Below are 9,460 nucleotides of genomic sequence, written 5' to 3'. Positions count from 1 at the left end.
AACACACACTGCTCAGCACGTAACGGCCGATAAACCATGACGACAACTCCTTCAGAACGAAGGTGTTGCGCTGACTCCTTGAATCCGCCCGCCGTCGGGTAGCCGTTCATGAATGTAGGCAGGGCTGTGCGCCAGACGGTGATGATGGGGACACAGCAGGACCCCGTCCTTCAGGTCCGTTCTCCCGCCGGCTGCCCAGGGTTCTAGATGGTGGGCGTCGCACCATTCCGGTGGCATGTCACAGCCTTCGGCTTGGCAGCACTCGTGCTGCAAGCGGAGTGCTTTGCGTTGGATCGGCACGAAGAACCTGCTCGCCCGGCCCATATCGAGGACCTCACTGTCCCCGCCGAGGACCCAGGGGATGATCGTGGCGTTGCACGCCATCTTGCGGGCTTCGGCTGCGGTGATGGTGGTGCCGTTGGTCTCGTCGAACCCCAAGATCGCGGTGCCGAGCTCTTTGCGGAGCTCCTCGAGGCTGATCACGACGTTGATCACGGTGGCGTCGCCGCCGTGCCTGGGCAGGGCGGTGGGGTCGGTGGTCTCGATCAGGCGGGCGAAGCCCTGGCCCATCATCCGCTCCCACGGCGGCAGGGGCGCACCCTTGTCGACCAGCTGCTGCTTGCGGGGTTGGGCCCAGGCTTCGACCTGCTTCTTGAACCGCATCCCGATCGAGACCGGGAGAACACCGTCGAACCCGATGGTGCCGTCGTGGTTGTCCCACACCCGCAGCGCAGTCTTCTGCTGGGCACGTCCTTCCTCAGCGAGGAGTGCTTTGGCTTCGGCTTCTTCGAACCGGGCGGGGTCGATCTCGACCAGGATCCGTCTACCGACGATCCGCAGTTCCTTGGGCGTGAACTGGGTGGCGTACTCGACCAGCAGCTTCTCAGCCAAGACCAGATGCTCGGCGGTGGCCAACGGGTCGGCCGCGACCTTGTCGAGGGCCTTGGTGATCACCCGGGCCTTCGCCTCAGACACTTCGCCAGCAGCAAGACCGGCAGCAACCAACTCATACTTCGCCACCGCATTGGCGAGTTTGATCTGCGCACGTGCGGCGCCTTTGTCGACCAGTAGCTCGGCACGCATCCACGCGGAGGCGTCTTTGTCGCCCGTCTCGGCGGCCATGTCACCCGAGACGGCGAGCACTCGCAGCGTCAGCGCGGCCTGCTGGGCTTGGAGCTTCTCCACCTTCGCGAGGTAGTCCTTCTTCTGGCTGGTGCGCCAGTAGGTCGGGTCCATCGCAAGGAGCTCTTCAAGGGAGGTTTCGATGGCAGCAAGAGCCGACGAGACGAGGTCTGCGGGGTTGGTGCCCCAGTGGTCGATGCTCATGGCTGTCACCTCCCTTCAAAGGCGTGTCGTAGTGCCTCTGATTCTACTCCGACCAAGGCATTTCGAACACCTATCTGTGCAGGTCAAAGCCAATTTTCGCGGTGAGCGAACGACGTCAAACCTGTGGACGCTAAGTGGCTCGAAGGGCCACCCCTGCCACCCCACGCGCATCACCGTTCCGAAGCGAGAATGCGCTGCGCCACACCCGGGCCGCCGCCCCGATAGCCAGCCAGATCTTTCTCGAGGGAGCCCGGTGTCAAGGACCGCGAAGCGGCCGGCGTAGCCGGCGGCCGAAGGCCGTCCTTGACTCCGGGGTTCCTCGAGAAGACCCTCGAAGTCGGGTCGGCGGCCCTGACTGGCCTTCGGGTGGGACGTTCCGGCAGGGAGGTCTCGACAAGCTCGACCACCGGGGGCTGGTGGTTCCGGCAGGGAGGTCTCGACAGGCTCGACCACCGGAGGCAGAGGGGCTCGGTGAGCTCGATCGCCGAAGTGACTGTGTTGGTCTCGACACGCCTCCGCCTAGCGGCTCCGGCGGCTCGACCAGCGGGTCTCGAAAGGCTCGACCAGCGGGGACGAGGTCGACCAGCGGGGGAGGGAGGTCTCGAAAGGCTCGACCTGTCTCCAGACTCACCCGAAGTCGATCAGCCGCCCGTCCTCGTGCATGACGCACCCCCGCCCGATCCAGGCAACCGCATGCTCCTTGTCCCCGACCGCGATATAGGAGTAGCTGGGCGGAACCCAGACGAGGTCGAAGTCGACGCCGCCCAGCGCCTGCTCGGTAGGACGAACCGCGTCGCCCGAGGGGTCGAGCGCGCGTACCGCCTGCTCGACGGAGTCGAAGTATCGCCGGCCTTCCTCGGCGAGTTCCTTCGCGCACCACGAGCACGTTCCCAACGTCTCGATCTGTGCTGGGGTGGCGGGGACCGGGGCATCCAGACCGAGAAGCTGGGGGCAGGCCCGGACGTGCAGGAGACGGCCTCGCGCATGCGGCACGAAGAGGGTCTCGGGGGTCTCGGAGGGCATCTCTGGAGCCTAAGGGAGCAGGTCATGCCCCTGGGGGTGTCTGAGACGAATTCGGGACGTTCGGCCCCGGTGATCGGTGTGGGCGAGGTCACGTACGATCCGGGGCATGGCGCATTACCAACAGCGCGGGCACATCCCGCCCAAGCGGCACACCCAACACCGCGACGGAGAAGGGAACCTCTACTACGAAGAGCTCATGGGAGAGGAAGGGTTCTCCTCGGACTCCTCCTTGCTCTACCACCGCCACATCCCCTCGGCCGTGACCGACGTACGCATCTGGGACCTGCCCGACCACGGCACGACCCCCAACCACCCCCTGCGACCGATCCACCTCGGCCTGCACGACCTCGTCTCCGGTGACGACTGGAGGGCGCAGGACGCGGTGACCGGGCGCCGGCTGGTGCTCGGCAACGGCGACGTACGGATCCACTATGCGGTGGCGGGGGAGACCTCGCCGCTCTACCGCAACGCGATCGGCGACGAGTGCGTCTACGTCGAGTCCGGGACCGGTGTCGTCGAGACGGTCTTCGGCGACCTGATGGTGGGGGAGGGCGACTACGTGGTGATCCCACGCGCCACCACCCACCGCTGGGTGCCGGTCGGCGATGCTCCGCTGCGGGTCTACGCGATCGAGGCCAACTCCCACATCGCCCCGCCGAAGCGCTACCTCTCCCGCTACGGCCAGTTCCTCGAGCACGCCCCCTACTGCGAGCGTGACCTCCGGCTCCCGACCGACCCGCAGACAGTTGAGGCCCCGACCGGCGCCGACGGCGTCGAGGTCTACATCAAGCACCGCGGCCCGGGCGCCGGCGGCATCGCCGGCTCGATCCACGTCCTCCCGCACCACCCGTTCGACGTCGTCGGCTGGGACGGCTGCCTCTATCCGTACGTCTTCAACATCGCCGATTACATGCCGCTCACCGGCAAGGTCCACCAGCCGCCGCCCGCGCACCAGGTCTTCGAGGGCAACAACTTCGTGATCTGCAACTTCGTGCCGCGCAAGGTGGACTACCACGAGCTCGCGGTGCCGGTGCCCTACTACCACTCCAACGTCGACTCCGACGAGGTCATGTTCTACGTCGGCGGCGACTACGAGGCCCGCAAGGGCTCCGGGATCGGGATCGGCTCGATCACCCTCCACCCCGGCGGCCACGCCCACGGGCCCCAGCCGGGAGCGATGGAGCGCAGCCTCGGCGCGGAGTTCTTCGACGAGCTCGCGGTCATGGTCGACACCTTCCGGCCGCTCGAGCTCGGCGAGGCCGGCGCCGCGGTCGACGACGGCAAGTACGCCTGGACCTGGGCAGGGGGCCGCAAGTGATGACGTGGGTGGACATCAACGACAGTCAGTTCGGCCTCGCGGCGCTTCCGTACGCCACCTTCCGCACCGCCACCGACGCGACCCCGCGCCTCGGGGTGCGGATCGGTGGCCTGGTGCTCGACGTCGCCACCGCGGCGGCGGGTCTCGCCGAGCACTGCGAGGGCGGCCTCGACGGGCTGCTCGCCGCAGGGCCCCAGGTGTGGGCGGACGTACGCGCGGAGGTGACCCGGCTGCTCAGCGACCCCGCCTGCGAGACCGACGTGCGGCCCCACCTGGTGCCGCTCGCGGACGCCGAGCTGCTGATGCCGTTCACGGTCGCCGACTACGTCGACTTCTACGCCTCCGAGCACCACGCGAGCAACGTCGGGAAGATGTTCCGCCCCGACTCCGAGCCGCTGACGCCCAACTGGAAGCACCTGCCGATCGGCTACCACGGCCGCTCCGGCACCGTGGTGGTCTCCGGCACCGACGTCGTCCGGCCGACCGGGCTGCGGAAGACCCCTGACGGGATCGTCGACGGTCCCTCGATCCGGCTCGACATCGAGGCGGAGCTGGGCTTCGTGGTCGGCGTCGGCTCCGAGATGTCCCAGCCGGTCCCGCTCGCCGAGGCCGCGGACCACATCTTCGGGATCACGCTCCTCAATGACTGGTCCGCACGCGACATCCAGGCATGGGAGTACGTCCCGCTGGGGCCATTCCTCGGCAAGTCGTTCGCCACCTCGATCTCACCGTGGGTGCTGCCGCTCGCGGCGCTCGAGGCGGCGCGGGTCCGCCCCCCGGAACGAGACGTTCCGCTGACCGGCTACCTGGACGACTCCGCGCTGGAGCCGTGGGCGCTCGACCTCGCCCTCGAGGTCCGGCTCAACGGGTCGCTGGTCTCCGAGCCGCCGTACGCCACGATGTACTGGACCGCCCCGCAGATGCTCGCGCACATGACCGCCAACGGTGCCTCGCTGCGCGTCGGCGACCTGTTCGCCAGCGGCACGATCAGCGGCCCCGAGCCCGGCCAGCGCGGCTCGCTGCTCGAGCTCAGCTGGTCCGGTGCCGAGCCCTTCAAGCTGGAGGACGGGTCGGTGCGTACGTTCCTGGAGGACGGCGACGAGGTCACCATCACCGCCACCGCGCCCGCGCAGGGCGGCGGCCGGATCGCGCTCGGCGAGGTCAGCGGGCGGATCCTGCCCGCGAAGGAGCGCCGGTGACGACGCACTACGAGTTCATGCCGCGCTACTACGAGGTCGACATGCAGGGGGTGATGTTCAACGGCTGGTACCTCGGCTACGTCGACGAGGCGATGAACCACTTCCTCGACGTCCGCGGCATGCCCCATGCCCGGTGGCAGGAGTTCGGGGTCGACGCCCACCTCGCCCATGCGGAGCTGGACTGGAAGGCCGGCATCGGCCTCGGCGACAAGATCCAGGTCCCGGTGCGCACCACCCGGATCGGCACCAAGAGCTTCACGCTCGAGTACGAGTTCCGCCGGGGCGAGGAGGTCACCTGCGCCGTATCGGTCGTCTACGTGGTCGTCGCCGCCGACGGCTCGGGCTCGACGGCCATCCCGCCGGAGATCGCCGCCGCGATCGAGTAGTCGCGCAAGAACGGTCAAGCGCAGCCGGGGCGGTCGGGGTGAGACTCTTCGTGTGCACGAGACAGACGAAGAGATCGCCGACCTGCAACACCTCCTGGACGCCTCGATCGGCCGCGCGAGCGGCCATCTGACCGGGATTGTCAACGACGAACACCGCCTCGATGCCCGTCAGCTCGTCACCGAGCTGACGGGCATGAAGGTGCTGGTGCTGGCCACCGTGACCGCCCGTGGCGAGCCGCGGACGAGCTGCGTCGACGGCCACTTCCGCCACGGTCGCTGGCTGTTCGGGACCTCTCCCACCGCCATCAAGACCAAGCACATGCTCGCCCGTCCGGCGGTCAGCGCGACCCACGTCGACGGGGAGCGGATCGGCGTCTTCACCCACGGCAAGGCGCATGTGGTCTCCGAGGGGCCGGTGTTCGAGGACTACAACGCCTACTTCACCGATTTCTACGGCTCGGACCCGCAGACTTGGGATGGGCCGGGGGTCGTCTACGCCACCATCGAGCCCAGCTGGATGGTGGCGTATGCCGCGAACGCACCATCGTTTCCGGCTGGCTGAACATTTACTGCCGAGTCGGCGCATCCGCCCCCTCTCGCTCGCTTCGCTTCGCGAGACACGGGGGCAGATCCGCCGACTCGGCACCACTAGTTGGCAGATCCGCCCTCGGCACCACGAGCAAGACTTTTCTTGATCTCCGTCTTGAGCACCTTGCCGACCTTCGATCGCGGCAGGTCCGGCCAAACCTCGATCTGCTTGGGGGTCTTGACCGCGCCGATCCGCTCCTTGACGTACGCCTTGAGGCCGGCGATGTCGACCTCGGCGCCCGGCCGGGGGAGGACGACGGCGGTGACCCGCTCGCCCCACTTCTCGTCCGGCAGCCCGATCACCGCACAGTCGGCGACGGCGGGGTGGGTCATCAGCGCCTGCTCGACCTCGGTGGAGTAGACGTTGAAACCACCGGTGATCACCATGTCCTTGGCGCGGTCGACGATGTGCAGGAAGCCGTCCTCGTCGAGGTAGCCGATGTCGCCGGTGTGGTGCCACCCGTGCGCGCTCGCCTCCGCGGTGGCCTCGGGGTTGTCGAGGTAGCCGCGCATGACCAGGGAGCTGCGTACGACGATCTCGCCACGCTCCCCGGAGCCGAGCAGCGCGCCGCGCTCGCCCATGATCGACACCGTCACCAGCGGCGCCGGCCGGCCGGCCGAGGAGAGCCGCTCGATGGCGACCGACCCGTCCTCGTGGAAGTGGTCGGCCGGCGACATGGTCGCGATCATCATCGGGGCCTCGGTCTGCCCGAACAGCTGCGCCATCACCGGCCCGATCCGGGTCAGCGCCTCCTCCAGCCGCGTCGAGGACATCGGCGCCGCGCCGTACCAGAAGCAGCGCAGCGACCTCAGGTCTGACGACGGCAGCGCCGGATGGTCCAGCACCAGGTAGATCAGCGTCGGTGGCAGGAACGTGTGGGTGACCTGCTCCCGCTCGATGTGCTCGAGGAAGGCGCCGACGTCGGGAGTACGCATCACCACGATCTTGCCGCCCAGGCACAGCACCGGGAAGCAGAGCACCCCGGCGGCGTGGGTGAGCGGTGCGAGCGCGAGGTAGGTCGGCCGCTCCGGCGCGTCCGGCCACGGGTAGGCCATCAGGGTGATCGCCGACATCGTCTCCAGGTTGGTGCCGGTGAGCATGACGCCCTTGGGACGCCCGGTGGTGCCCCCGGTGCCGACGACCATCGCGAGGTCGTCGGCACCGGCCTGCTCGAAGGGCTCCTTCTCGTCCCCGAGGAACTCCTCCCAGGTCAGCGCCCAGTCGTAGGACGCGTCGAGACAGACCAAGGTGGTCAGCTCCGGAAGGTCCGACCGGATCTGGTCGACCAGACCGGCGAAGGCCGACTGGAAGATCAGCGCCGAGCAGCCGAAGAGCTCGAGGAGCTCCCGGTTCTCCGCGGCCTCGCTACGCGGGTTGATCGGGCACCAGACGCCCCCTGCGCGGCTGATCCCGAACACCGAAGCGAAGGCGACCGGGTCGTTGGCCGACAGGATCGCCACCCTCGCGCCCGGCGCGACGCCGCGGCCCCGAAGGCCCGCGGCGACGCGGTTGGAGAGCTCGACGACCTCGGCGTAGGACCAGGTCTCCTCGCCGCAGACGAGACAGGGAGCGTCCGCTCCGAGAGAGGCGCCCTTGTCCAGGTAGTCGACGAGTCGCATCCGCTCCTCCTCAGCTGCGCTGCCGGGTGACGACCGGCTCCGCGACCAGTCCGAACGCCTGCAGCTGACCGAGCAGCTCCCGGTGGCCGAACGCCTGGCATCCCGAGGCGAAGCCGACCCGGCGCGGCGGCTGCTGCAGCAGCGAATAGGCGGCGTACGCCTGCAGCAGCCCCGTCTGCTTGTAGTTCTGGTTCCCGTGGATGACGCAGTGCGCGCGGCCGAGCGGGCCGGAGGCGTGCACCGAGTCGAGCGACTTGTTCAGCCGCGGGTTCTCCCTCGGCGGCATCTCGTTCATCACCTGGGCCGCCGTGGCGGTCAGCGCCTCGTCGCGCTGCTCGGCGTCCATGTCCTTGGTCGCCTCCAGAGCAGCGGCGACGATCTGCGGCACTCCGTTCATCAGCGCGGCGTTGAAGACACCGCCCTGGGCCTTGCAGCTGGCCACCTTCGGGTCGCGGCGGTACCAGACGGGGTGCGAGGTGCCGCCCCACGGCAAGGACAGCGCGAGCTCGTGCTGGCCTGGGACCACGAGCGGGACCAGCCCGGCGGTCGGGTCGAACTCGACATACGCGTTCTGCTCCAGGTAGTGCGCCGTGGAGGTGGCCGCGTTGACCAGGATCGTGCGGGTCGAGGCGATCGTGGGGGAGCCGCCCCAGAAGACGGCGATGTCGAGGGTGTCGAGGCCGGGCTGCTCGAGGCAGATCTCGGCGGCGATCTCGCCGGTGGTGTACATCTGCGCGATCCCCGGCGCGAGGAGCAGCCCCGCGTCCGCGAAGTCGGCGCCGTACGTCTCGTCGCAGGTGATCAGCCAGTCCTGCTCGCCGGTGGTGTCGGTGTAGTGGATCCCCGCGGCCAGCGCGGCCTCCACGACGGCGGGTCCGTACTGGGAGAACGGGCCGACGGTGTTGAGGACGACCTTCGCGCCGGTGAACAGCTCGGTGAGCGCCTCGACGGAGTGCTCGACCTCGGCGATCTCGTAGTCGGCGGTCTCGATGCCGGGCACGTTGGCGGCCATGGAGGCGACCAGCTTGTCCTTGGAGCGCCCGGCGGCAACGAACGGCACACCGAGCTCCCGCAGGTATTCGCAGACCAGCCGGCCGGTGTAGCCGGAGGCGCCGTAGACGACGACGGGCTTCTTCTCCATGCTCATGCTCACATCCCCATTCCACCGTCGACCGCGAGGCCGACGCCGTTGACGAAGGCCGCCTGGTCGGAGGCCAGGAAGACGACCGCGTTGGCCATGTCCTCGACGGTGCCGAGGCGACCCGACGGCGTCAGCTCGACGACCCCGCCGACGGCGGCCTCTGCGGACTCGAAGAGCCCGAGCTGGGCGACGTCGTTGGCCAGCCCGGCGCCCATCTCGGTCGGCACCAGGCCGGGGTAGAGGCAGTTGACGCGGACGCCGTAGCCGAGCTTGCCGCTCTCCATCGCCGCCACCCGGGTCAGCCGGTCCACGGCGCTCTTGGTGGCGGAGTAGACCGAGATGCCGGGGAACGCGATCGTGGCGGCGACCGAGGCGACGTTGAGGATCACACCGCCGTTGCCGGCGGCGCCGTCGGGCCGCATCGTACGCAGACCGTGCTTGAGGCCGAGGGCCGTGCCGAGCACGTTGACCTCCAGCATCTTCCGCACATCGGCCGGGTCGAGATCGGTGATCAGGCTGGTGATCTCCACCCCGGCGTTGTTCACCAGGATGTCGAGCCCACCGAGGCCGTCGACCGCGGCGGCCACGGCCGCCTCCCAGGAGGAGTCGTCGGTGACGTCGAGGTGCACGAAGGTGCCGCCGATCGACTCGGCCACCTTGGCGCCCTGGTCGTCCTTGAGGTCTGCGACGGTGACCTTCGCACCGGCCGCGGCGAGGGCGCGTGCCATCCCTTCGCCGAGGCCCTGGGCCCCTCCGGTGACGAGCGCTGTCCGTCCGCTCAGATCGGTCATCTGTGACTCCTTCGTCGCTGTGATGTGACTCACAGACAATCGCGAATCTTGACGAGTGTCAAGATTTA

Annotated in this window: 9 protein-coding genes; 4 read left to right on the top strand and 5 right to left on the bottom strand. The window is 68.7% G+C overall.

The window, feature by feature from the left end; genetic code table 11:
• Window positions 1-51: 51 nt before the first annotated feature.
• Together ABZZ22_RS22910 and ABZZ22_RS22905 are read right to left on the bottom strand one after the other, a co-directional pair.
• Window positions 52-1,326, bottom strand: coding sequence for an HNH endonuclease (locus tag ABZZ22_RS22910; RefSeq protein WP_354936394.1), 1,275 nt, complete (start codon window positions 1,324-1,326; stop codon window positions 52-54).
• Window positions 1,327-1,953: 627 nt separating this feature from the next.
• Entirely contained in the window at window positions 1,954-2,349 is a 396-nt protein-coding gene (locus ABZZ22_RS22905; protein WP_354936391.1) for a hypothetical protein, read from the bottom strand.
• Between the two features lie 106 nt (window positions 2,350-2,455).
• On the opposite strand from ABZZ22_RS22905, the gene ABZZ22_RS22900 reads away from it, so the two are divergent.
• From ABZZ22_RS22900 to ABZZ22_RS22885, 4 genes are read left to right on the top strand one after another with little or no spacing between them, the layout of a single operon-like run.
• Window positions 2,456-3,667: a cupin domain-containing protein gene (locus ABZZ22_RS22900; RefSeq protein ID WP_354936388.1), complete on the top strand. Its 1,212-nt coding sequence runs from the start codon at window positions 2,456-2,458 to the stop codon at window positions 3,665-3,667.
• Entirely contained in the window at window positions 3,667-4,866 is a 1,200-nt protein-coding gene (fahA, locus tag ABZZ22_RS22895) for a fumarylacetoacetase (protein ID WP_354936385.1), read from the top strand. The genes ABZZ22_RS22900 and fahA overlap by 1 nt, the downstream gene beginning before the upstream one ends.
• Window positions 4,863-5,252, top strand: coding sequence for a thioesterase family protein (locus ABZZ22_RS22890; protein ID WP_354936382.1), 390 nt, complete (start codon window positions 4,863-4,865; stop codon window positions 5,250-5,252). Before fahA ends, ABZZ22_RS22890 begins: the two co-directional genes overlap by 4 nt.
• A gap of 52 nt (window positions 5,253-5,304) precedes the next feature.
• Window positions 5,305-5,814: a pyridoxamine 5'-phosphate oxidase family protein gene (locus ABZZ22_RS22885; RefSeq protein ID WP_354936379.1), complete on the top strand. Its 510-nt coding sequence runs from the start codon at window positions 5,305-5,307 to the stop codon at window positions 5,812-5,814.
• 86 nt (window positions 5,815-5,900) lie between these two features.
• On the opposite strand, the gene ABZZ22_RS22880 is transcribed toward ABZZ22_RS22885, so the two are convergent.
• The 3 genes from ABZZ22_RS22880 to ABZZ22_RS22870 are packed head-to-tail and all read right to left on the bottom strand — an operon-like array spanning window position 5,901 to window position 9,392.
• The gene (locus ABZZ22_RS22880; protein WP_354936376.1) at window positions 5,901-7,460 is read right to left on the bottom strand and encodes a long-chain fatty acid--CoA ligase; all 1,560 of its coding nucleotides are present in this window, start codon (window positions 7,458-7,460) and stop codon (window positions 5,901-5,903) included.
• 10 nt (window positions 7,461-7,470) lie between these two features.
• Window positions 7,471-8,607: a DUF5938 domain-containing protein gene (locus ABZZ22_RS22875; protein ID WP_354936373.1), complete on the bottom strand. Its 1,137-nt coding sequence runs from the start codon at window positions 8,605-8,607 to the stop codon at window positions 7,471-7,473.
• A gap of 2 nt (window positions 8,608-8,609) precedes the next feature.
• On the bottom strand, window positions 8,610-9,392 hold the full coding sequence (locus tag ABZZ22_RS22870) for an SDR family oxidoreductase (protein WP_354936370.1): 783 nt from the start codon (window positions 9,390-9,392) through the stop codon (window positions 8,610-8,612).
• Between the last annotated feature and the right edge of the window lie 68 nt (window positions 9,393-9,460).

Source organism: Nocardioides sp. NPDC006273 (assembly GCF_040613495.1).
Classification (GTDB): Bacteria; Actinomycetota; Actinomycetes; order Propionibacteriales; family Nocardioidaceae; genus Nocardioides.
This window is presented reverse-complemented; position numbering and strand designations above follow the sequence as displayed.

What these genes read in the sequence shown, in the direction of transcription:
- ABZZ22_RS22910 (WP_354936394.1), bottom strand. Translation starts at nt 1,326, where the DNA reads ATGAGCATCGACCACTGGGGCACCAACCCCGCAGACCTCGTCTCGTCG.
- ABZZ22_RS22905 (WP_354936391.1), bottom strand. Translation starts at nt 2,349, where the DNA reads ATGCCCTCCGAGACCCCCGAGACCCTCTTCGTGCCGCATGCGCGAGGC.
- ABZZ22_RS22900 (WP_354936388.1), top strand. Translation starts at nt 2,456, where the DNA reads ATGGCGCATTACCAACAGCGCGGGCACATCCCGCCCAAGCGGCACACC.
- fahA (WP_354936385.1), top strand. Translation starts at nt 3,667, where the DNA reads ATGACGTGGGTGGACATCAACGACAGTCAGTTCGGCCTCGCGGCGCTT.
- ABZZ22_RS22880 (WP_354936376.1), bottom strand. Translation starts at nt 7,460, where the DNA reads ATGCGACTCGTCGACTACCTGGACAAGGGCGCCTCTCTCGGAGCGGAC.
- ABZZ22_RS22875 (WP_354936373.1), bottom strand. Translation starts at nt 8,607, where the DNA reads ATGAGCATGGAGAAGAAGCCCGTCGTCGTCTACGGCGCCTCCGGCTAC.
- ABZZ22_RS22870 (WP_354936370.1), bottom strand. Translation starts at nt 9,392, where the DNA reads ATGACCGATCTGAGCGGACGGACAGCGCTCGTCACCGGAGGGGCCCAG.